Genomic DNA, 20,177 nt, shown 5'->3' with positions numbered 1-20,177 from the left:
AAATAAAACGGTGCCATCCGCCAGTGCGGTTTGGGCTTGAAAAAACTCGCTTGTTCTACCGGAAACTGGCCATAAAGCACTTGAGTTTCAGGTCTGAAATGTGGTTGGGCGTTTTAGGTGAAAACCCTATATGTAGGGTCTCTGTTTTCGCCGTGCTACAAGATAATGCGTTTCAGGGGGGGATTGCAACGTACTACCTGTGGATAAGCCTGTGCGTAATTTGTGTAAGAAACAGGGAAAACGCGTGTAGGCCGCGAACCTGCTGAGCCAGACCGTTTGTCACTGTTTTTTTGCCTGGAAAAACGCTTCAGCGGTTTTTTAAGGGCGCGAACCCTATCACAGAATTCCGCCTTGTCCGAACGCATTTACCGACTTGTTTTCCGGGTGAGCGGCGTTTATACAATCGCTGGGTGCATGGGCATTTTTATCCTCCTGAAACATGACAGATGATCGGGAGGACTCCTGTAGGAGCTGACGAGTGCAACGAGGCTGCGATCTTTTGATCTTGCTCTTGAAAACCACAATCAAAAGATCGCAGCCTCGTTTCACTCGTCAGCTCCTACAGGGACCGCGTTCATTCAGCGAAACCTTCATATATCAATAAAAACAGCAAGCAGAGGTCACCGGTGGAGCAACAAAACTGGCAGGTATTGATCGTCGAGGATGACCAGCGACTGGCCGAGCTCACCCGCGATTACCTGCAAGCCAATGGCCTGCGCGTGGAGATCGAAGGCAACGGTGCGCTGGCGGCGGCGCGGATCATCAAGGAGCAACCGGATCTGGTGATCCTCGATCTGATGCTGCCCGGCGAGGATGGCCTGAGCATCTGCCGCAAGGTGCGCAGTCAGTACGACGGGCCGATCCTGATGCTCACCGCGCGCACCGATGACGCTGATCAGATCCACGGCCTCGACCTCGGTGCCGACGACTACGTATGCAAACCGGTGCGCCCGCGTTTGTTGCTGGCGCGCATCCAGGCATTGCTGCGACGCAGTGACACACCGGAGCCGGCCGCGGAAAAATCCCGGCGTTTGCAATTCGGTCCACTGGTGGTCGACAACGCGTTACGCGAAGCCTGGCTGAGCGACAACGGCATCGAGCTGACCAGCGCCGAGTTCGACCTGCTGTGGCTGCTGGTGTCCAACGCCGGGCGGATACTTTCCCGGGAAGAAATCTTCACTGCATTGCGCGGCATCGGCTACGACGGCCAGGATCGCTCGATCGACGTGCGCATCTCACGCATCCGCCCGAAAATCGGTGACGACCCCGACCATCCGCGCCTGATCAAGACTATCCGCAGCAAAGGCTATCTGTTCGTCCCGGAAGCCTGCGCAGACCTGGCGCTGTGAATTCGATCTTCCTGCGCATCTACGGCGGCATGTGCGCCGCGCTGATTCTGGTGGCGGTGCTCGGCGTGCTGGCGCTGAACCTGCTCAATCAGGTGCGCAGCGAGCAATACCGCGAGCGCCTGGCCCACGGCACTTTTTCGCTGATGGCCGACAACCTGCAGCCGATGAACCAGACCGAACGCCATCGCGCGCTGCTGGTGTGGGAGCGGCTGCTCGGTATACCGCTGACACTGAAGAAATTCTCTGAAACCGACCTCGATCTGGCCCAGCGCACCCGTGTGCTGCGCGGTCAGGCGCTGGTCGAGCAGACCGGGCCACATGCGGCCAAGGTCTATCGGCTGATCAGCGAAAAAGAGCAAATGATGCTAGTGGGCGAGGTACAGCAGATCAGCGAGCAACTGGCGCGGGCGACCATCTACCTGCTGGCCGATGAACTGGTGCGGGTACCGGTCGGTGAACAGCCCAAGCGTCTGGCGCAGATAAAGCAGGAAAAAGGCTTCGGCTTCGATCTGCGTCTGGTCACGGTAAATGACGCCGACATGGACGAAGACCAGAGTCGTCGCGTGGCCGAGGGCGACACGGTGATGGCGCTGGGCAAGGGCGGCGATTCGATCCGCGTGTTTGCCGGCATGGTCGGTACGCCGTGGGTGCTGGAAATCGGCCCGTTGTATCAAATGAATCCGTACCCGCCGGAATGGCTGGTATTGATTGCCGCGCTGGGCCTGACCCTGATCGGCCTTATCGTTTATCTGTTGGTGCGTCAGCTCGAGCGACGTTTGCGCGGCCTCGAAGCGGCGGCCACGCGGATCGCCAAGGGCAGCCTGGAAACCCGTGTGCCAGCGCGCGGTGCCGACTCGGTCGGGCGGCTGGCGTTGGCGTTCAATGGCATGGCCGAGCACTTGCAGCAACTGCTGGCGATCCAGCGTGAACTGGTGCGCGCGGTGTCTCATGAACTGCGCACGCCAGTAGCGCGGCTGCGTTTCGGGCTGGAAATGATCGGCACGGCTACCACTCCGCAAGCGCTGGAGAAATACCGCGAAGGCATGGATCACGACATCGAAGACCTCGATAAGCTGGTCGACGAAATGCTCACTTACGCACGGCTGGAGCAGGGCTCGCCGGCGCTGACATTCCAGCGCATCGATCTGGATGCGCTGGTCAATCAGGTGATCGAAGAGCTCGCGCCACTGCGCGCCGAGGTCACGGTGCAGCGCGGTTTGTGTCTGTCATCGGCCGACAACGACGGCGCGTGGGTCGAGGCCGAGCCGCGTTATTTGCATCGGGCGCTGCAGAATCTGGTGGGCAACGCAATGCGCCATGCGCATTCACAAGTGACGGTGAGTTATCAGGTCGGCCAGTTGCGTTGCCGGATCGACGTCGAGGATGACGGGCCGGGGGTGCCGGAAGTGGCGTGGGAGCGGATCTTCACGCCGTTTCTGCGCCTCGACGATAGCCGCACGCGGGCCTCGGGCGGGCATGGTCTGGGCTTGTCGATTGTGCGGCGGATCATTCACTGGCACGACGGCCGCGCGATCATTGGCAAGAGCAAGAGTCTGGGTGGGGCGTGCTTCAGTCTGAGCTGGCCGAGGAATCAGGAGCGCCGCTGAGATGCGGGATACCGCCTTCGCGAGCAGGCTCGCTCCCACATTTGAAATGCAATCCCCTGTGGGAGCGAGCCTGCTCGCGAAGGCGCCATAACAGGCAATGCAAAACTTCAGGCAGGCATGCTGACCAGACTCAACAACTGCCCATCCTGCACTGCAAACTGCGCCTCCAGCTCCGATCCGTTGCGCCATTCGCTGGACAAATCAGTCAACAACCGCAGCCTGACCTGACCCGCCGCAGTCCATTCCAGCACTTCGGCATGCTCGAAATAAAAGCGCTGCTGCACGATCGGGTACAGCGCCTTGAACAAACTCTCTTTGACCGAAAACGTCAGGGTCACCCGCAGCGCCAGTTGCTCCTGAGAACCCGCCGCCATGCGCTGCATTTCCGCTGGCGTGAGGATTTCCCCGGCCAGCCTTTCGGCGCGCTCGTGGCTCAACAGGTTTTCCAGATCCATGCCCAAGCCGCGCCAGTGTTGCTTGTTGGCGACGATTGCTGCGGCGCGGCCGGTGCTGTGAGTGATCGAACCGCAGATATGTGCCGGCCACACCGGCGCGCGGTCTTCGCCGATCGGCGGGACGATATTCAGGCCTTCGAGTTGTTGCAGCGCTGCCCGGGCGCAAATGCGTCCGGCGAGAAACTCGGCCTGACGCTTGGCCACCGAACGCTGGATGCTCGGTGGCGCCAGCACAGCGCTGCGCTGGAAGTCATCGCCAAGCAGGCGTGCCGGGTCGAAGTGGGTACTGAGCAGCACGGTATCGGCCAGGACCGTCGGCAACGGCCAGTGGCTGTCGAGCGCAGTGCAGCAGGCGGGCAGGGCGGGGGTGGTATGCATGGCGGGCATTTTGCCGGTTAGTCGGGCAGAGGTCGAGATCGGCGGTGAAGCCTTCGCGAGCAGGCTCGCTCCCACAGGGGATCTTCTGTGCGACAGGGATCCAATGTGGGAGCGAGCCTGCTCGCGAAGGCCGCGCCTCGGTCGCTACTGACTCAGCCGAAAATCTTCTTGAAGAACGCCTGCATATCCGCCCAGGATTTTTCATCTGCCGCCTTGTTGTAACCAATATCCGGCCCGCCATGCTCGCCATGGCTCAAACGATCGGCATCCGGATTGCTGAAGCCATGCTTGGCGCCATCCAGGCTGACAAACTGGTAGTCCGCGCCAGCCTTGTCCATTTCCGCCTTGAATGCGGTGACGTTGTCCTGAGTGACCATGCTGTCCAGCGCGCCGTGCTCGACGAGGATTTTCGCCTTCACACTGCCCGGAGTCGCCGGGGTCTTGGTTGCCAGCGCGCCATGGAAACTTACCACACCGGCCAGCGGCACACCCTGACGCGCGGCATTCAGCACCACGCCGCCACCGAAGCAATAGCCGATGGCGGCGATTTTGTTCGGGTCGGTCTGCTTTTGCTTCTTCAACAGATCGAGCCCGGCGGCGAAGCGTTTACTGGCGGCATCGGCGTCCTTGGTCGCTGCCTGCATGAAGGCCATGGCGTCTTTCGGGTGCTCGGTGTTCTTGCCGTCGCCGTACATATCGATAGCCAGCGCGCTGTAGCCGAGTTCGGCAAGATCCCGCGCGCGGCGCTTGGCGTAATCGTTCAGCCCCCACCATTCGTGAACCACGACAACGCCGGGGCGTGGGCCTTTGATCGCGTCGTCATAGGCGTAGTAGCCGATCAGTTGGCTGCCGTCGGCGCTTTGGTAGGGGATTTCTGCAGTCTTGATCGCAGCCTGGGTGAAGCTGCTGACTGCCAGCAAAGTGAGGGCGAGGAACAGGCGCATGGTCGGGTCTCCTTGATGAAAGTGGTCAGAACAGCCTAGTCGATCTGGTTCAGGTCAGGTTCAGAGACGGTTCAGGGGCCGTACAGGGGTGGCTCAGTAATCTTGCGTCATACCCAAACAGCACTGTGAAAGAGGAAATACCCATGACTCGTTTAAACAAATTGCTGCTGGCTTTTACCCTGTTAGGCTCCAGCATCGCGGCGAACGCCGACGACACCAGCAACTTCGCCGGCCTGACGTTCGGCCAGACCAGCGACAAGATCGACAAGTCCCATGCGCTCAACAACAATCTCGGCAACCCCAACGTTACCGGGGCCATCGACGGCAACAACACCTACGGCTTGCGCCTCGGTCAGCAAAACAGCCAGGGCCGCTACTACGCCACTTACGACAACGTTTCCGGCTCGCACAATGGCGTTAAACTGCGCCAGGAAAACCTGCTCGGCAGCTATGACCTGTTCTACCCGGTGGGCGGCAGCACCAAGTTGTTCGGTGGCGCCACGGCCGGTCTGACCAAGCTGACGCAGGATTCGCCAGGCTTCAGCCGTGACAGCGACATCGGTTACGCCATCGGTGGCCAGGTCGGTGTGTTGCAGCAAGTTTCGCAGAACACCTCGGTGGAACTCGGTTACCGTTACCTGCGCAGCAACGCCAGCACCGAAATGAAAGAGAGCGGCGGCAGCAAACAGGGCTCGCTGGGCTTGACCAGCAGCGCGCAGACCTACCTGTCGGCCAACTACTATTTCTAAGCGGTTGCCGTCGATTGAATGTGGGAGCGAGCCTGCTCGCGAAAGGTGTATCAGCCGACACTTGCTTGGCTGATCCACCGCTTTCGCGAGCAGGCTCGCTCCCACAGGTTGTGTCTGGAGTGTTCAAGTGATGGGGAGAAAGGCATGAAACTGTTGGTCGTCGAAGACGAGGCGCTGTTGCGTCATCACCTGCAAACCCGCCTGACGGAGAGCGGTCACGTGGTCGAGTCCGTGGCCAATGCCGAGGAGGCGCTGTACCAGACCGGCCAGTACAACTTCGATCTGGCGGTGATCGATCTCGGCCTGCCGGGCATGGGCGGCCTCGACCTGATCCGCCAGTTGCGCTCGGGCGGCAAGACCTTCCCGATCCTGATCCTCACCGCGCGCGGCAACTGGCAGGACAAGGTCGAAGGCCTCGCCGCCGGTGCCGACGATTACGTGGTCAAGCCGTTTCAGTTCGAAGAACTCGACGCACGCCTGAACGCATTGCTGCGCCGCTCCAGCGGGTTCACCCAGTCGACCATCGTTGCCGGGCCTTTGCTGCTCGACCTCAATCGCAAACAGGCCAGCCTCGATGAACAACCGCTGGCGCTGACCGCTTACGAATACCGCATCCTCGAATACCTCATGCGCCATCACCAGCAAGTGGTGCCCAAGGATCGCTTGATGGAGCAGCTGTATCCGGATGACGACGAGCGCGATCCGAATGTCATCGAAGTGCTGGTCGGCCGTCTGCGCCGCAAGCTCGAAGGCCCGGCCGGGTTCAAACCGATCGACACCGTGCGCGGCCTCGGCTACCTGTTCAATGAGCGCTGCACTTGATCCGTTCCCTTCGCGTTCGCTTGATGCTCGCCGCCACCACGTTGGCGGTGTTGTTCATGCTCGCTTTGTTGCCGGCGATGCAGGGCGCCTTCAGCCTTGCCTTGCAGGACTCGATCGAGCAACGCCTGGCCTCCGACGTCACCACATTGATCTCCGCCGCGCGGGTGGAAAACGGTCGGCTGGTGATGCCGTCGCAATTGCCCGACGAGCGCTTCAACCTCACCGATTTCCGTTTGCTCGGCTATATCTACGACCGCGACGGCAAACTGGTGTGGCGCTCGAAGGCCACCCAGGAAGAACAGATCAACTACAAACCGCGTTACGACGGCCTCGGTAACGAGTTCGCGCGGATTCGTGAAGCCAGCGGTCAGGAGTTCTTCGTCTACGACGTCGAAGTCAAATTGCTCGGCGGCAAGAGCGCAGCGTTCAGCATCGTCGCTCTGCAACCGGTTCGCGAATACGAAACCACCCTCGAAGGCCTGCGCGAAAACCTCTATCTGGGCTTCGGCGCGGCATTGCTGGTTTTGCTGGCGTTGTTATGGATCGGCCTGACCTGGGGCCTCAAGGCCTTGCGCCGATTGAGTCAGGAACTCGACGAAATCGAAAGCGGCACCCGCGAAAGTCTGACGGAAAAGCACCCGCGTGAACTGCTGCGCCTGACCGGCTCGCTCAACCGCTTGCTGCTCAGCGAACGCCAGCAACGCAGCCGCTACCGCGACTCCCTCGACGACCTCGCCCACAGCCTGAAGACCCCATTGGCGGTGCTGCAAGGCGTCAGCGAAGACATGGCCCAGCGCCCCGACGACCGTGATCAAGCCTGGGTCCTGCAAAGCCAGATCGAACGCATGAGCCAGCAGATCGGCTACCAACTGCAGCGGGCCAGCCTGCGCAAAAGCGGTCTGGTGCGCCATCAGGTGCGCCTGCAACCGGTGCTCAAAAGCCTGTGCGACACGCTGGACAAGGTCTACCGCGACAAACACGTGCGCGTGACCTTTGATCTGCCCGAGCATTGCTATGTACCGATCGAACAGGGCGCCCTGCTGGAAATGCTCGGCAACCTGCTGGAAAACGCCTATCGCCTGTGCCTCGGCGAAGTGCGTGTCAGCGTGCGCGAGTCCTTGGCCGGGATCGAGTTGTGCGTCGAGGATGATGGGCCGGGCGTGCCCCTCGATCAGCGTGCGCGGATTCTCGAACGCGGCGAACGCCTGGATGCCCAGCATCCGGGGCAGGGCATCGGGCTGGCGGTGGTCAAGGACATCATCGAAAGCTACAACGCCCGTTTGGCTTTGGGTGATTCACCGATGGGCGGGGCGGCGTTCAGGATTCATTTTCCGGCGGTGTAAAGGTTGGCAGTGCCAGCCTCTTCGCGAGCAGGCTCGCTCCCACCTTGAAACGCATTCTCCTGTGGGAGCGAGCCTGCTCGCGAAGGCGTCTGACTTCACAACTCCTGCGCCCGATAAGCCCCCGGTGTCAGCCCTGTCCATTTTTTGAACGCCCGATGAAACGCCGATGGCTCGGAAAACCCGAGCTGCTCGGCAATCTGCTGCAACGACAGGTCCGCCCGCCCCAGATGGTAGATGGCGATATCCCGCCGCAGCTGATCCTTGAGCTCCTGAAAACTCGTGCCTTCCTCACGCAAATGCCGCCGCAAGGTTTGCGGGCTGATATGCAGATGCGCCGCGACACCCTCCAGATCAGGCCAATTCGCAGCATCGCGGCTGAGCAAGCGGCGCAGGCGGCTGCTCAGGCTGTCGCCGTCGTCCGGGCGTGAGAGCAGGTCGGCGGGGGAGCGTTCGAGGAAGTGTTTGAGTGTGCGTTCGTCCTGCAGCAGCGGCATGCTCAGGTAGCGACTGTGGAACAGCAGGCTGCTCTGCTCGGCATCGAAGGTTAGCGGGCAGGGGAACAGCAGGTCGTATTCGCTGCCGTGCTCGGGGCGCGGATAGCTGAAGGTTGCCTGGTCAAGGCGTATCCGCTGGCCTATCAGCCAACTGCCGAGGCGGTGCCAGATCACCAACAGACTCTCGCTGAGAAAATGATCCGGGTCCCACCACTGCGCGTCGTCCAGGCTCAAACGCACCCAGTCGTCTTCGCGACGCAGGGTCAGGCGTGGGGCGTCGGGGAACAGGCTGTAGAACAACAAGCCACGTTGCAGAGCCTTCTCCAGGTTGCGGCAGTGAATCGAGGCGTGGCACATCATGGCGAAGCTGCCGGGCTTGCTCGGGGCGTTACCGAAACCCAGGTATTCGTCGTCCAGCGCCAGCCACAAGCCCTGAATCAGCCGGGTGAACTGCTCAGGAGCAATGCGCGCGCGGGGCTCGTCGAGCAATTCCGCGCTGATCCCAAGTTGCTGCAACAGGCCTGAATAATCCAGGCCGCGCCGGCGTGCACCGCCAAGGGCGGCACGGGCGAAATGGCTGGCGATGGTGCGTTCGCGCATAAGCGGCAATCCTTGTTCAGGCACCGATCGTAACGGCGTGCCGGCAACGCAACAAGGCGGATTTCCGCCAAATTGCAGGACACTGAACGCTCAGTTGGCGGAAATCCGCCATGCCTCAAGTCACTGATTGGTGACAGGAAAATCCCGCAGGCCTGATATCAAAAGGCTTGCTGCCATTCGCACCAATCTGGCACGACGTTTGCGATACAAGCCACAGAAGCGTGCATTTCTCCGACCGGGAAAAATGCCGTTCCAACAACAAATCCCTCCAGTGCAGGAGGGTTCGCAATTAAGGTTCAGCGCTCGACAGATGGATGTTGCCGCTGGACGCTTGAGGAAACCTGCAATGACGACTCGTCAGCCACTGTACAAATCCCTGTATTTCCAGGTGATCGTTGCCATCGCCATCGGCATCCTGCTTGGTCACTTCTATCCGCAGACCGGTGTGGCCCTCAAGCCACTGGGTGACGGCTTCATCAAGCTGATCAAAATGGTCATCGCCCCGATCATCTTCTGTACTGTTGTCAGCGGCATCGCCGGCATGCAGAACATGAAGTCGGTGGGCAAGACCGGCGGCTACGCGCTGCTGTACTTCGAAATCGTTTCCACCATTGCCCTGCTGATCGGTCTGGTCGTGGTCAACGTTGTGCAACCGGGCGCCGGCATGCACATCGACGTCACCACCCTCGACGCCTCGAAAATCGCCACCTACGTGACGGCCAGTAAAGACCAGAGCATTGTCGGTTTCCTCCTCAATGTGATCCCGAACACCATCGTCGGCGCGTTCGCCACCGGTGACATCCTGCAAGTGCTGATGTTCTCGGTGATCTTCGGCTACGCCCTGCATCGCCTCGGCTCGTACGGCCGTCCGCTGCTGGACATGATCGATCGCTTCGCCCACGTGATGTTCAACATCATCAACATGATCATGAAACTGGCGCCACTGGGTGCGTTCGGTGCCATGGCGTTCACCATCGGTGCGTACGGTGTCGGCTCGCTGGTGCAACTGGGCCAGTTGATGATCTGCTTCTACATCACCTGCGTCCTGTTCGTCGTGCTGGTGCTGGGTGCGATCTGCCGGGCTCACGGTTTCAGCGTGTTCAAACTGGTGCGTTACATCCGTGAAGAGCTGTTGATCGTACTGGGTACGTCCTCGTCGGAATCGGCATTGCCACGCATGCTGATCAAGATGGAGCGTCTGGGCGCGAAGAAATCGGTTGTTGGTCTGGTGATCCCGACCGGTTACTCGTTCAACCTCGACGGTACTTCGATCTACCTGACCATGGCCGCCGTGTTCATCGCCCAGGCGACCGATACGCACATGGACATCACCCACCAGATCACTCTGCTGCTGGTACTGCTGCTGTCCTCCAAAGGCGCGGCGGGTGTGACCGGTTCGGGCTTCATCGTTCTGGCCGCGACACTGTCGGCGGTAGGTCACCTGCCGGTTGCCGGTCTGGCGCTGATCCTCGGTATCGACCGCTTCATGTCCGAAGCCCGCGCACTGACCAACCTGGTCGGTAACGCTGTTGCGACCATCGTTGTGGCCAAGTGGGTCAAGGAACTGGACACCGATCAACTGCAAACCGAGCTGGCTTCTGGCGGTCGCGGTATCTCCGACGAGCGTGAAGAAGATGACCTGGGTGTGGCTGAAGGCCCAACCCCGAGCAATGTGAAGTAAGCATCGCTTGCACAGAAAAACCCGCTTCGGCGGGTTTTTTCTTGTCTGCGATTTGAGCGCGCGATTAAACGCAGCGTTTGAGCGTAACGGTCACACCTGCTGACATTTGCGGTGATTGCCGCATCGACGATGGCTGCCTAGGCTGAGTGCATCGCCCAAGGAGTTTGCCCATGTCCGCACCGCTGGCCTCACTGAAGATTCTCGATTTCTCCACCTTGCTGCCGGGGCCGTTCGCCTCGTTGCTGCTGGCGGACATGGGCGCCGAGGTGCTGCGCATCGAATCGCCAACCCGTATGGATCTGCTGCGGGTGCTGCCGCCGCATGATGGCGGGGTCTCGGCCAACCACGCCTATCTGAATCGCAACAAGCGCAGTCTGGCGCTGGATCTGAAACAGCCCGAAGCGCTGCAGATCATCAAGCAACTGCTGGGCGAGTACGACATCGTGCTCGAGCAGTTTCGCCCCGGGGTGATGGAGCGTCTGGGCCTGGGTTATGAAGCGTTGAAAGCGATCAATCCAAAGCTGATTTATGCGTCGATCAGCGGTTACGGCCAGACCGGGCCGTACAAGGAACGCGCCGGGCATGACATCAACTATCTCGCGCTGGCCGGGCTTGCCAGCTATACCGGGCGCGCCGACAGCGGGCCGTTGCCGTTGGGCATGCAGGTGGCGGACGTGGCGGGCGGCTCGCTACACGGAGTGATCGGCTTGCTGGCAGCGGTGATTGCCCGTCAGCAAACCGGGCAGGGCACCCATCTGGATGTGAGCATGACCGACTGCGCGTTCAGCCTGAACGCCATGGCCGGCGCGGGTTATCTGGCCTGCGGCGCGGAACCCGGCCGGGAAGACCAGATGCTCAATGGCGGCAGCTTTTACGATTATTACCGCACCCGGGATGGGCGCTGGATGTCGGTGGGCAGTCTGGAGCCGGCCTTCATGCAGCACTTGTGCACGGCGCTGGGCCGGCCGGAACTGGCGGCGCAAGGGTTGTCGCCCAGGCCGGAGCAACAACAGGCCTTGAAAGAGGCGTTGCGCGTCGAGTTCGAGCGGCATGATTTTGCAGAACTGTGTCAGTTGTTCGCCGGGGTAGATGCCTGTGTCGAGCCGGTGTTGAGTTTGGGCGAGGCGCTGCGCCATCCGCAAATACAGGCGCGGAAGCTGGTGACCCAGGTACCGCGCGGCGATGGCACGACGCAGGCGCAGATGGCCTGTCCGTTGAAATTCTCTCAAGCATTGCCGGCGCCAAGGCATGTTGGCGCGGGGTTGGGGCAGCATACGGATGAGGTGTTGGGGGAGCTGGGCTTGAGTGCTGGGCGGATCGCCGAGTTGCGTTCGGCCAGGGTGATTCTGTAGCGCTCATGCCGCCGCCTTCGCGAGCAGGCTCGCTCCCACATTGAAATGCACTCCCCTGTGGGAGAATTGCCGAGTTGCGTTCGGCCAGGGTGATTCTGTAGCGCTCATGCCGCCGCCTTCGCGAGCAGGCTCGCTCCCACATTGAAATGCATTCCCCTGTGGGAGAATTGCCGAGTTGCGTTCGGCCAAGGTGATTCTGTAGCGCTCATGCCGCCGCCTTCGCGAGCAGGCTCGCTCCCACATTGAAATGCATTCCCCTGTGGGAGCGAGCCTGCTCGCGAAGGGGCCAGTCAGGGCACCGCAGAACTGACTATTCCACCCGCATCTCACCACTGAACACCAGCGTACTGCGGCAGCGCCGGCACAGGTACCGCCGCCCTTGCCGCACAAGGCCATGGCGCTGGGCGGTAAACGGGAAGTCACTGTCGGGGCACGGGCATTTGTAGATATAGCGGGTCACGCTGCGCCGCTTGATTTCATAGGTGTGGCAGCGGTCCGGCGGCAGTTCGTAGACGCCGCGCATGATCAGTTGCCACTCCTCGCCATGGGGCTGGATGCGGTCGCCGAACAGTTGATGAGCGATCAGGTGAGCGACTTCGTGAGCGACGGTCTGCTTGAGGAAGTGCTCGGTGTTTTCCCGGTACAGCTGCGGATTGAAGCGCAGCAGGTTCTCGTGCAGATGCGCGACACCGGCTTTCTGCCCGCGCAGCTTGAGACTGACCACGGGGCGTTTGAAGGAGCGTTTGAAAAAGGATTCAGCGAGTTGGTAACAGTCTTCGACGCGGGTATTGAGTTGCTCGGGCATGCTTGATGGATCTCCAGAGACGCCGAGTATGCCGCAACCCCGGCGACTTGCGAATCGCCGACCTGCCGAATGGTCGTCGCCCAACGAGAAGGCCGCCTTGCGGCGGCCTGTATTGGCAGATGTTGTTTTTCTCAGGCAGGAAACAGGTCAGTTGGTATAGACCGGGCCGACACCCAGGCCCCAGACAATCACGGTGAACGCCATGATCGCCACCAGCACCACCAGGCCGACGGCAAGCACCGAGCTGGAAAACAGGAAACCTTCATCCGAAGGGATGTTCATGAAAGTCGGCAGGCCGACATACAACAGATACACCGTGTAGCAGATGGCCGCTGTGCCGACGATCATCCCCAGCCACATGTGCGGATACAGCGCCGCCAGACCGCCGACAAACAACGGTGTCGCCGTGTAAGTGGCAAACGCCACGCAACGGGCCAGGCTTGGATTGGCGTCATAGGTGCGGGCCATCCAGTGCACGAAGGCGCCCATCACCGCGACCCCGCCGAGCATCGCCAGGTACGACATGATGGTCATCCACAAGGCGCTTTCGAACGTGAGCATCACCGGCGCGCGGTTGCCGATCACCCAGCCGACCTGGGTCGTGCCGATGAACGCCGAGACCGCAGGGATCGCCGCCAGGATCAGCGTGTGCGTCAGGTACATGTGGCTGATGCTTTCCTCTTGGTCGCCACGGATCTCCTTCCATTCCTGATCGGGGTGGGTAAACAGTCCCACTACGTGATGGATCATGCCATTCACTCCTCTTGTCATTGCCATCGCCCCCCAACGGAGCGCCTACGGGCCAAGATGGCCGAGCAAATACAGGTCTTCAGATGTGTGCGACCTTATGTCGCAGTATAGAAAGGACTCCAGCGCACCGGTATGCCGGGCTTAGAGCAAATCGCGCTGTAAACGGGGTGGATAATCGCCTCGGGGTCTTGCGGGGAAGGAATTTTTGGGGTTGAAACACTTTTGTGGCGAGGGGATTTATCCCCGTTCGGCTGCGCAGCAGTCGCCAAGCCATTCACCGCGCAGTGTCAGGCAATACGAGTTCTCGGGTTTTGGGGCTACTTCGCAACCCAGCGGGGATAAATCCGCTCGCCACAGATGCTTCGCGCTACTGGGGTTTTTGCGTAAAATGCCGGCCTTTCGTCACACCTCACGGATTTCGCGTCATGGGCACTCTTACGGTCAACCAGAACAAACTGCAAAAGCGCCTGCGCCGCCTGGCCGGCGAAGCGGTCGCCGATTTCAACATGATCGAAGACGGCGACAAGGTCATGGTCTGCCTGTCCGGGGGCAAGGACAGCTACACCATGCTTGACGTGCTGATGCACCTGCAGAAGGTTGCACCGATCAAGTTCGACATCGTCGCGGTGAACATGGACCAGAAACAGCCGGGCTTTCCCGAGCACGTGCTGCCGGCCTACCTGAAAGAACTGGGCATCGAGTATCACATCGTCGAGAAAGACACTTACTCGGTGGTCAAGGAACTGGTGCCGGAAGGCAAGACCACCTGTTCGCTGTGCTCGCGCCTGCGTCGCGGCACGCTGTACACCTTCGCTGACGAAATCGGCGCGACGAAAATGGCCCTCGGTCATCACCGCGACGACATCGTCGAAACGTTCTTCCTCAACATGTTCTTCAACGGCACCCTGAAAGCGATGCCGCCGAAGCTGCGCGCCGACGATGGCCGCAACGTGGTGATCCGCCCGCTGGCGTACTGCAACGAGAAGGACATTCAGGCCTACTCGGACCTCAAGCAATTCCCGATCATCCCGTGCAACCTCTGCGGCTCGCAGGAAAACCTGCAGCGCCAGGTGGTCAAGGAAATGCTTCAGGACTGGGACCGCAAGACCCCGGGCCGCACCGAATCGATTTTCCGCAGCCTGCAGAACGTGGTGCCGTCGCAACTGGCCGACCGCAACCTGTTCGACTTCACCAGCCTGAAGATCGACGAGACCGCGGCTTCGCGTTTCGTCAATGTCGTCAATCTGTAAACACAACCTGTAGAAGCAGGACCTGTGGTTGAGGGGATTCATCCCCGCTGGGACGCGAAGCGGCCCCAAAATCTCGGGGTCTGCTGCGCAGCCCAGCGGGGATGAATCCCCTCGCCACAGGGGCCTGCTTCTACAGGTGTTATTCATTTCCAAACCTCAGGAGAGGGCATGCGCGATTACAAGTGGCTGCACGAATACTGTCTGAACCGTTTCGGTTCGGCGGCTGAACTGGAAGCCCATCTGCCCGTTCCCAAGACCCCCGCACAACTGCGCAAGATCCGCGACGACCGCTACCTCTCGACCATGGCCCTGCGGGTTTTTCGCGCCGGGCTCAAGCACAGCCTGGTCGACGCCAAGTGGCCGGCGTTCGAAGAGGTGTTCTTCAAGTTCGATCCGGAAAAAGTCGTGCTGATGAGCGCCGAACACCTTGAGCGGCTGATGCAGGACGCGCGGATCATCCGCCACCTCGGCAAGCTGAAAAGCGTGCCGCGCAATGCGCAGTTCATTCTCGATGTGGAAAAGGACAAGGGCAGCTTCGGCGCGCTGATCGCCGACTGGCCGGTGACCGATATCGTCGGCCTGTGGACCTACCTGAAAAAGCACGGCCACCAACTCGGCGGGCTGTCGGCGCCGCGCTTTTTGCGCATGGTCGGCAAGGACACTTTCGTGCCGAGCTACGACGTGGTCGCGGCGCTGAATGCGCAGAAGATCGTCGACAAAGTGCCGACCAGCCAGCGTGATCTGGCGACGGTGCAAAACGCGTTCAACCAATGGCACGAACAGAGCGGCGGACGGCCGATGAGCCAGATTTCGATGATGCTCGCCTATACCGTCAACCATTAAGACCGCGTCGCTGCATTCGCGAGCAGGCTCGCTCCCACCCCTGGAATGCATTCCCTGTGGGAGCGAGCCTGCTCGCGAAAGCGCTTGGTCAGGCGACGCTGATCTCGCCTTCGCCCGCCAATTTGCGATTCAGCTGATAGCGCCAGCGCACATACAACAGCGCCGAGCAGAACACCGCCAGGCTCGCGGCCATTTCCAGCAGGCCGAACAGCTGCCGGTTGGGGTCGTACGCCGCCAGGGCGCCTTTGATGAAATACAGGTTCACCACAAAACACATCCACGAATGGCCACGGGCGCTGCCCATGATCATCGCCGGGGCGAGCACCAGCCACGGGATCAGCTCGACCAGCAGAATCACCCAAGGCCGCGCGCCATGCAGGTCGGCGAACACCAGGTAATAAACAGCGAGCAAACCGGCGAGGGCGAAAAAGCTCAGCAGGCTGAGCACGCGCATCGCCGTCACCCGTGGCTCAAGCCACTCTATCGAGGGCAGGACTTTCGGCTTCTTCGCCATCAGCCCACCAGCTTCTGCGCGGTTTTCGCCAGACGCAGACCGAGTGCGCGACACAGCGCCACTTCATGCTGATCAAGACCGTTCTTGCCGTCGGCACCGGCGTGATGGCTGGCCCCGTACGGCGTGCCGCCACCTTCGGTTTCGAGCAGCGCCGATTCGCTGTAGGGCAGGCCGGTGATCAACATGCCGTGATGCAACAGCGGCAACATCATCGACAACAGCGTGGTTTCCTGACCGCCGTGCAGGCTGGCGGTGGAGGTGAACACGCCGGCCGGTTTGCCGACCAGCGCGCCAGTCAGCCAGAGGTTGCTGGTGCCGTCGAGGAAGTACTTGAGCGGCGCGGCCATGTTGCCGAAACGCGTCGGACTGCCCAAGGCGAGGCCGGCGCAGTTCTTCAGATCATCGAGGCTGGCGTAGAGCGCGCCCTCAGCGGGAATCTCCGCCGCCACCGCTTCGCACTCGGTGGAAATCGCCGGCACTGTGCGCAGACGCGCTTCCATTCCGGCCTGTTCGATGCCGCGGGCGATCTGCCGGGCCATCTCGTTGGTCGAACCGTTGCGGCTGTAATAGAGAACCAGAATGTACGGCGTGCTCATGGCAACAACTCCAGCACGTTTTCCGGCGGGCGACCGATGACGGCCTTGTCGCCGACTTCCAGAATCGGCCGCTCCATGAGTTTCGGGTGTGCGGCGATGGTGTCGATCAATTGCTGCTCGCTGAGGCTGGCGTCGGCCAGGTTCAGGGTTTTGTATTCCTCTTCACCGCTGCGCAGCAGCTGCCGCGCGCTGATCCCGAGCTTGCCGAGCAGGGCCTTGATCTGCGTGGCGCTGAGCGGCGTTTCCAGGTAGCGCACGACAGTCGGAGTCAAGCCGCGGGCTTCGAGCAGTTCCAGCGCGCCGCGGGATTTCGAGCAGCGCGGATTGTGATAAAGCGTCAGTTCGGTCATGGCGGGTCGCTTCTGGCGTAAAGTGGCGGCTATTCTAACTGTGCGGCGCGCAATCCAGAACCGTCAGAGGCGATGGGTCGCAGGCGCTTTTGAATTTTCACAAGGAACACGACATGACACGGCGATTGGCAGCGGCATTGACGATTCTCGGGGCGTTGATGCTGGGGGGCTGCGGCAATGACTACGGCATCGACCAGAACGGCCAGAAGGTAGCGTCCGAACGTCTGGACAAGCAGTGGGTGGTGCTCAATTACTGGGCAGAATGGTGTGGCCCGTGCCGCACGGAAATTCCCGAGCTGAATCATTTGGCTGATGAGCTCAAGAGCAAGAATGTCGGGGTGTTCGGGGTCAACTTCGACAACGTGCAGGGCGCGGAGCTGAAAGAGGCGAGCGAGAAACTCGGTATCAAGTTCACCGTGCTCGCGCAGGATCCGGCCGAGCTGTTCGACCTGCCGCGCAGTGAGGCGCTGCCGGTGACGTTCATCATCGATGACAAGGGCAAGGTGCGTGAGCAGTTGCTGGGCGAGCAGACGGCGGCGGGGGTGCTGGCGAAGCTGGAGGCGTTGCAGGCTACGAAGTAAACCGCCAGAAGCCCCTCACCCCAGCCCTCTCCCGGGGGAGAGGGGGCCGACCGAGGTGTCTTTCGTCGTACATCGACCTGAGACACCGAGTTGATTATGGTCCCGTCAGACAGGATCCAGTCGATTATGGATTCGGCGAAGAATTACCACGTCGACATAACTCTTCAATATCCCCCAATCAGTCCCCTCTCCCTCTGGGAGAGGGCTAGGGTGAAGGCCTTGGCGATCCAGGGCGGATCAACCCTCTTCCAGCCACCAGCGCAACGGTTTGCCTTGAGCAGGCCAGAAGCGTATCTGCTCGATCGGCGAAATGTCCCAGCGCTCGACTTTTTCCAGCGCCTGCAAGAAGCGCTGTTCCTGCTCCATCAACGCCGGGGCGCAGAGCTTGCGGGTCTTGCCGATCTTGCCGAAGCTCAGCTTGTCGCCATCCTGCGTGTACGGCGCGAACCAATGGTTGCAGCCGCCGTTGCCGTAGGCGCGGCCGTCATCGCCGAGGGTCACGGTCAGGTGGCTGTAATCCATCAGTGGCCGCTCGCCGATCCATTCCAGAATGTAGCTGCGGTTGTGCTGCAGTTGCACCGGCTCTGCGGCGCAACCAGCCAGGCCGACACCAATCAGTGCGGTCAGGGCGAGGCGTTTCATCACGCAGGCTCCTGGCATTTCGGGCAAAGGTGCTTGTCGCCGACGGCTTTCCAGCCCAGCTCGGCGATGCGCGCGGTGGCGGCGGGTTTCTCGGCGGACTTGCCGAGTTTGGCATCCACGGCGAATTCGAAGCTCAGCTCTTTCGCGCAGCTGTCGCAGTTGACCTGCCAGGTGTGAATGGCCAGTTCGCCGAACACCGGGCCTGTGGTCATCGCGGTCCATTGGCCTGGCGGATTGATCAGGTGGCGCACCGTGTCGACGGTCAGGCGCATGGACAAATCCTTGCTGCCTTTGAGCGTGACCAACAGGGCATCGCCGATACGGATCGAGCCACCGTTGCCGGTCACCTGATAGCGGCCTGGAACCAGGGCGCGGCATTCGGTGAGGGTGTGTTGCGGGTTCATCAGGGTGTAGCGGAAATCGTGTTCGACCATGGGTCCTCCAAATATGCGCGACATGCTAGCACGGGCTCGATTGCAGAATGATGCACGCGTGCGACCTTCGATCCGGTTCAAATGCGCCGACAGTCATGGCAAACTGCCGGCCCCCGAATCTGAAGGAACGGAACATGGCGCTGATCGAATGTTATGAATGCAAGCGGAGCATCAGTTCCGAAGCGCTGGTGTGCATTCACTGCGGCGCGCCGATGGCCGAACATGCCGCCATGCAGGCGCAATCGACGGCGACACCGGTGCAAGCCTCGACGATTTCCTTCGGCAGCCTGCCACGTAACAACGCAGTGCCCGAGGCGGTTGCGCCACCAGTGTCCGAGCCTTTACCCAAAGTGATGCCGGCAGCGGCGGGGCGTCGCCGTCGTCAGCAGGCTGCGGAACAGGCCCGCCAGGAACAACAACCGCTCAACGCCGATGGCAGCCGCCCGGTGGAGGGCTGGCTGAAAATCATGGTGTTTCTGCTACCGGCGTTTTTCGTCTGGTTCCTGCTGCGCAACGGCCATTCCAGCAAGCAGCGCCTGCTCGGTTTCGGCTGGCTGGGCTTGCTGATCCTGGCGTCTTCGCTGTCCAAGTAAAACGGTTCAACCCTCGACCTGGTTCTGCGGCGCACCTGCCGCCCAGGTCGCGATGTTGTGCAGGGTGGTCGCGGCAATCGCGCCCAGCGCCTCGCGGGTCAGAAACGCCTGATGCGCGGTGATGATCACGTTGGGAAACGTCAGCAGACGCGCCAGCACATCGTCCTGCAACGGCAGGTCGGAGCGATCCTCGAAAAACAGCTGCGCCTCTTCTTCGTAAACATCCAGCCCCAGATAACCGAGTTGGCCGTCCTTCAGCGCGTCGATCAGCGCCGGCGTGTCCACCAGCCCGCCACGCCCGGTGTTGATCAGCATCGCCCCGGCCTGCATGTGCGCCAGTGAGTCGCGATTGATCAGATGCTTGCTCTGTTCGTTGAGCGGGCAATGCAGGCTGATGATCCGTGATTGCGCGAGCAACTCCGGCAGGCTCAGATAACGTGCGCCCAAGGCCAGCACCTCGGGATTGGGATACGGATCGTAGGCGAGCAATTCACAGCCGAAGCCGTGCATGATTTTCGCGAAGGTCGCACCAATCTGCCCCGTGCCGACGATGCCGACGGTCTTGCCGACCAGATCGAAACCGGTCAGGCCATGCAGGCTGAAATCACCTTCGCGGGTGCGGTTGTAGGCACGGTGCAAACGACGATTGAGGGCGAGGATCAGCGCCACCGCATGTTCGGCCACGGCGTGCGGCGAGTAGGCCGGCACACGAACCACGGCCAGGCCGAGGCGTTTCGCCGCCGGCAGGTCGACATGGTTGTAACCCGCCGAACGCAGGGCAATCAGCCGCGTGCCGCCGGCAGCGAGGCGTTCCAGCACCGGGGCGCTGAGGTCGTCATTGATGAACGCGCAGACCACTTCGTGCTGCTCGGCCAATGCCGCCGTATCGAGGCTGAGCCGCGCCGCTTGAAAATGCAATTCAAGCCCGGCCGGGCAGTCGGCGCCGAGAAAGCTGTCGCGGTCGTAGGTCTGGCTGCTGAAAATGATTGTGCGCATGAATCCTCCTGGAACATCGACGCGGGCCGCAACGGCCCGCGACAACTGT

General features: G+C 61.1%; 22 protein-coding genes. 11 read left to right on the top strand and 11 right to left on the bottom strand.

Going from position 1 to position 20,177, the window contains the following annotated elements; translation table 11 throughout:
- Positions 1–626 precede the first annotated feature (626 nt).
- Together PS14A_RS18465 and PS14A_RS18460 are read left to right on the top strand one after the other, a co-directional pair.
- A complete protein-coding gene (locus PS14A_RS18465) occupies positions 627–1,349 on the top strand; it encodes a response regulator (protein WP_212616927.1) in 723 nt (240 codons plus the stop codon).
- Complete coding sequence (locus PS14A_RS18460) at positions 1,346–2,956, top strand: ATP-binding protein (RefSeq protein ID WP_137213933.1); 1,611 nt, start codon at positions 1,346–1,348, stop codon at positions 2,954–2,956. The genes PS14A_RS18465 and PS14A_RS18460 overlap by 4 nt, the downstream gene beginning before the upstream one ends.
- Positions 2,957–3,063: 107 nt before the next feature.
- On the opposite strand, the gene PS14A_RS18455 is transcribed toward PS14A_RS18460, so the two are convergent.
- Positions 3,064–3,789 carry a 4'-phosphopantetheinyl transferase superfamily protein gene (locus PS14A_RS18455; protein ID WP_212616926.1) on the bottom strand — a complete coding sequence of 242 codons (726 nt, stop codon included), beginning with the start codon at positions 3,787–3,789 and terminating at the stop codon, positions 3,064–3,066.
- Between the two features lie 152 nt (positions 3,790–3,941).
- Positions 3,942–4,733, bottom strand: coding sequence for a dienelactone hydrolase family protein (locus tag PS14A_RS18450; protein ID WP_212616925.1), 792 nt, complete (start codon positions 4,731–4,733; stop codon positions 3,942–3,944).
- Positions 4,734–4,876: 143 nt separating this feature from the next.
- Here PS14A_RS18450 and PS14A_RS18445 point away from each other — a divergent pair, with 143 nt between their 5' ends.
- From PS14A_RS18445 to PS14A_RS18435, 3 genes are all read left to right on the top strand, one after another.
- The gene (locus PS14A_RS18445) at positions 4,877–5,482 is read left to right on the top strand and encodes a hypothetical protein (protein WP_130909943.1); all 606 of its coding nucleotides are present in this window, start codon (positions 4,877–4,879) and stop codon (positions 5,480–5,482) included.
- A gap of 144 nt (positions 5,483–5,626) precedes the next feature.
- Positions 5,627–6,304, top strand: a complete 678-nt coding sequence (locus PS14A_RS18440) for a response regulator transcription factor (protein WP_016773623.1) — start codon at positions 5,627–5,629, stop codon at positions 6,302–6,304.
- A complete protein-coding gene (locus PS14A_RS18435) occupies positions 6,301–7,647 on the top strand; it encodes an ATP-binding protein (protein WP_137213929.1) in 1,347 nt (448 codons plus the stop codon). Before PS14A_RS18440 ends, PS14A_RS18435 begins: the two co-directional genes overlap by 4 nt.
- Before the next feature lie 95 nt (positions 7,648–7,742).
- Here the strand turns inward: PS14A_RS18435 and PS14A_RS18430 are convergent, their stop codons facing one another.
- On the bottom strand, positions 7,743–8,741 hold the full coding sequence (locus PS14A_RS18430) for an AraC family transcriptional regulator (protein ID WP_212616924.1): 999 nt from the start codon (positions 8,739–8,741) through the stop codon (positions 7,743–7,745).
- Between the two features lie 346 nt (positions 8,742–9,087).
- Between PS14A_RS18430 and PS14A_RS18425 the strand changes: the two genes are divergently transcribed.
- Both PS14A_RS18425 and PS14A_RS18420 read left to right on the top strand, forming a co-directional pair.
- Positions 9,088–10,422 carry a dicarboxylate/amino acid:cation symporter gene (locus tag PS14A_RS18425; protein WP_024013978.1) on the top strand — a complete coding sequence of 445 codons (1,335 nt, stop codon included), beginning with the start codon at positions 9,088–9,090 and terminating at the stop codon, positions 10,420–10,422.
- A gap of 170 nt (positions 10,423–10,592) precedes the next feature.
- A complete protein-coding gene (locus PS14A_RS18420; RefSeq protein WP_212616923.1) occupies positions 10,593–11,774 on the top strand; it encodes a CaiB/BaiF CoA-transferase family protein in 1,182 nt (393 codons plus the stop codon).
- A gap of 310 nt (positions 11,775–12,084) precedes the next feature.
- On the opposite strand, the gene PS14A_RS18415 is transcribed toward PS14A_RS18420, so the two are convergent.
- Both PS14A_RS18415 and PS14A_RS18410 read right to left on the bottom strand, forming a co-directional pair.
- On the bottom strand, positions 12,085–12,579 hold the full coding sequence (locus PS14A_RS18415) for a SprT family zinc-dependent metalloprotease (protein WP_024013976.1): 495 nt from the start codon (positions 12,577–12,579) through the stop codon (positions 12,085–12,087).
- Positions 12,580–12,726: 147 nt separating this feature from the next.
- On the bottom strand, positions 12,727–13,329 hold the full coding sequence (locus tag PS14A_RS18410) for a Yip1 family protein (protein WP_016773629.1): 603 nt from the start codon (positions 13,327–13,329) through the stop codon (positions 12,727–12,729).
- Between the two features lie 425 nt (positions 13,330–13,754).
- On the opposite strand from PS14A_RS18410, the gene ttcA reads away from it, so the two are divergent.
- Together ttcA and PS14A_RS18400 are read left to right on the top strand one after the other, a co-directional pair.
- Positions 13,755–14,579, top strand: a complete 825-nt coding sequence (gene ttcA / locus PS14A_RS18405; protein WP_024013975.1) for a tRNA 2-thiocytidine(32) synthetase TtcA — start codon at positions 13,755–13,757, stop codon at positions 14,577–14,579.
- A 168-nt stretch (positions 14,580–14,747) separates the two neighbouring features.
- A complete protein-coding gene (locus PS14A_RS18400) occupies positions 14,748–15,422 on the top strand; it encodes a DNA-3-methyladenine glycosylase I (protein WP_016773632.1) in 675 nt (224 codons plus the stop codon).
- 88 nt (positions 15,423–15,510) lie between these two features.
- Here PS14A_RS18400 and PS14A_RS18395 read toward each other — a convergent pair whose 3' ends face one another.
- The 3 genes from PS14A_RS18395 to arsC are packed head-to-tail and all read right to left on the bottom strand — an operon-like array spanning position 15,511 to position 16,882.
- Entirely contained in the window at positions 15,511–15,936 is a 426-nt protein-coding gene (locus tag PS14A_RS18395; protein WP_130911304.1) for a DUF2069 domain-containing protein, read from the bottom strand.
- Positions 15,936–16,532, bottom strand: coding sequence for an NAD(P)H:quinone oxidoreductase (gene wrbA, locus PS14A_RS18390; RefSeq protein WP_041479575.1), 597 nt, complete (start codon positions 16,530–16,532; stop codon positions 15,936–15,938). The genes PS14A_RS18395 and wrbA overlap by 1 nt, the downstream gene beginning before the upstream one ends.
- Entirely contained in the window at positions 16,529–16,882 is a 354-nt protein-coding gene (arsC, locus tag PS14A_RS18385; protein WP_212616922.1) for an arsenate reductase (glutaredoxin), read from the bottom strand. Before arsC ends, wrbA begins: the two co-directional genes overlap by 4 nt.
- Positions 16,883–16,995: 113 nt before the next feature.
- On the opposite strand from arsC, the gene PS14A_RS18380 reads away from it, so the two are divergent.
- Positions 16,996–17,463 (top strand): TlpA disulfide reductase family protein, encoded by a 468-nt coding sequence (locus PS14A_RS18380; protein WP_024013973.1) that lies wholly within the window; start codon positions 16,996–16,998, stop codon positions 17,461–17,463.
- A gap of 237 nt (positions 17,464–17,700) precedes the next feature.
- Here PS14A_RS18380 and PS14A_RS18375 read toward each other — a convergent pair whose 3' ends face one another.
- Both PS14A_RS18375 and PS14A_RS18370 read right to left on the bottom strand, forming a co-directional pair.
- Positions 17,701–18,105 (bottom strand): META domain-containing protein, encoded by a 405-nt coding sequence (locus PS14A_RS18375; protein WP_073472192.1) that lies wholly within the window; start codon positions 18,103–18,105, stop codon positions 17,701–17,703.
- Positions 18,105–18,539, bottom strand: coding sequence for a hypothetical protein (locus tag PS14A_RS18370; RefSeq protein WP_016773638.1), 435 nt, complete (start codon positions 18,537–18,539; stop codon positions 18,105–18,107). The genes PS14A_RS18375 and PS14A_RS18370 overlap by 1 nt, the downstream gene beginning before the upstream one ends.
- Before the next feature lie 134 nt (positions 18,540–18,673).
- Between PS14A_RS18370 and PS14A_RS18365 the strand changes: the two genes are divergently transcribed.
- On the top strand, positions 18,674–19,132 hold the full coding sequence (locus PS14A_RS18365) for a hypothetical protein (RefSeq protein WP_212616921.1): 459 nt from the start codon (positions 18,674–18,676) through the stop codon (positions 19,130–19,132).
- Positions 19,133–19,138: 6 nt separating this feature from the next.
- On the opposite strand, the gene PS14A_RS18360 is transcribed toward PS14A_RS18365, so the two are convergent.
- Positions 19,139–20,128 (bottom strand): 2-hydroxyacid dehydrogenase, encoded by a 990-nt coding sequence (locus tag PS14A_RS18360; RefSeq protein ID WP_197892568.1) that lies wholly within the window; start codon positions 20,126–20,128, stop codon positions 19,139–19,141.
- Positions 20,129–20,177: the final 49 nt, after the last annotated feature.

The sequence above is a fragment of the Pseudomonas sp. 14A genome, assembly GCF_018132745.1.
GTDB lineage: Bacteria > Pseudomonadota > Gammaproteobacteria > Pseudomonadales > Pseudomonadaceae > Aquipseudomonas > Aquipseudomonas mercuritolerans.
This window is presented reverse-complemented; position numbering and strand designations above follow the sequence as displayed.

Coding starts and splice junctions, on each gene's coding strand:
- PS14A_RS18455 (WP_212616926.1), bottom strand. CDS start 3,789: ATGCATACCACCCCCGCCCTGCCCGCCTGCTGCACTGCGCTCGACAGC.
- PS14A_RS18450 (WP_212616925.1), bottom strand. CDS start 4,733: ATGCGCCTGTTCCTCGCCCTCACTTTGCTGGCAGTCAGCAGCTTCACC.
- PS14A_RS18445 (WP_130909943.1), top strand. CDS start 4,877: ATGACTCGTTTAAACAAATTGCTGCTGGCTTTTACCCTGTTAGGCTCC.
- PS14A_RS18440 (WP_016773623.1), top strand. CDS start 5,627: ATGAAACTGTTGGTCGTCGAAGACGAGGCGCTGTTGCGTCATCACCTG.
- PS14A_RS18430 (WP_212616924.1), bottom strand. CDS start 8,741: ATGCGCGAACGCACCATCGCCAGCCATTTCGCCCGTGCCGCCCTTGGC.
- PS14A_RS18425 (WP_024013978.1), top strand. CDS start 9,088: ATGACGACTCGTCAGCCACTGTACAAATCCCTGTATTTCCAGGTGATC.
- PS14A_RS18420 (WP_212616923.1), top strand. CDS start 10,593: ATGTCCGCACCGCTGGCCTCACTGAAGATTCTCGATTTCTCCACCTTG.
- PS14A_RS18415 (WP_024013976.1), bottom strand. CDS start 12,579: ATGCCCGAGCAACTCAATACCCGCGTCGAAGACTGTTACCAACTCGCT.
- PS14A_RS18410 (WP_016773629.1), bottom strand. CDS start 13,329: ATGATCCATCACGTAGTGGGACTGTTTACCCACCCCGATCAGGAATGG.
- ttcA (WP_024013975.1), top strand. CDS start 13,755: ATGGGCACTCTTACGGTCAACCAGAACAAACTGCAAAAGCGCCTGCGC.
- PS14A_RS18400 (WP_016773632.1), top strand. CDS start 14,748: ATGCGCGATTACAAGTGGCTGCACGAATACTGTCTGAACCGTTTCGGT.
- PS14A_RS18395 (WP_130911304.1), bottom strand. CDS start 15,936: ATGGCGAAGAAGCCGAAAGTCCTGCCCTCGATAGAGTGGCTTGAGCCA.
- wrbA (WP_041479575.1), bottom strand. CDS start 16,532: ATGAGCACGCCGTACATTCTGGTTCTCTATTACAGCCGCAACGGTTCG.
- arsC (WP_212616922.1), bottom strand. CDS start 16,882: ATGACCGAACTGACGCTTTATCACAATCCGCGCTGCTCGAAATCCCGC.
- PS14A_RS18380 (WP_024013973.1), top strand. CDS start 16,996: ATGACACGGCGATTGGCAGCGGCATTGACGATTCTCGGGGCGTTGATG.
- PS14A_RS18375 (WP_073472192.1), bottom strand. CDS start 18,105: ATGAAACGCCTCGCCCTGACCGCACTGATTGGTGTCGGCCTGGCTGGT.
- PS14A_RS18370 (WP_016773638.1), bottom strand. CDS start 18,539: ATGGTCGAACACGATTTCCGCTACACCCTGATGAACCCGCAACACACC.
- PS14A_RS18365 (WP_212616921.1), top strand. CDS start 18,674: ATGGCGCTGATCGAATGTTATGAATGCAAGCGGAGCATCAGTTCCGAA.
- PS14A_RS18360 (WP_197892568.1), bottom strand. CDS start 20,128: ATGCGCACAATCATTTTCAGCAGCCAGACCTACGACCGCGACAGCTTT.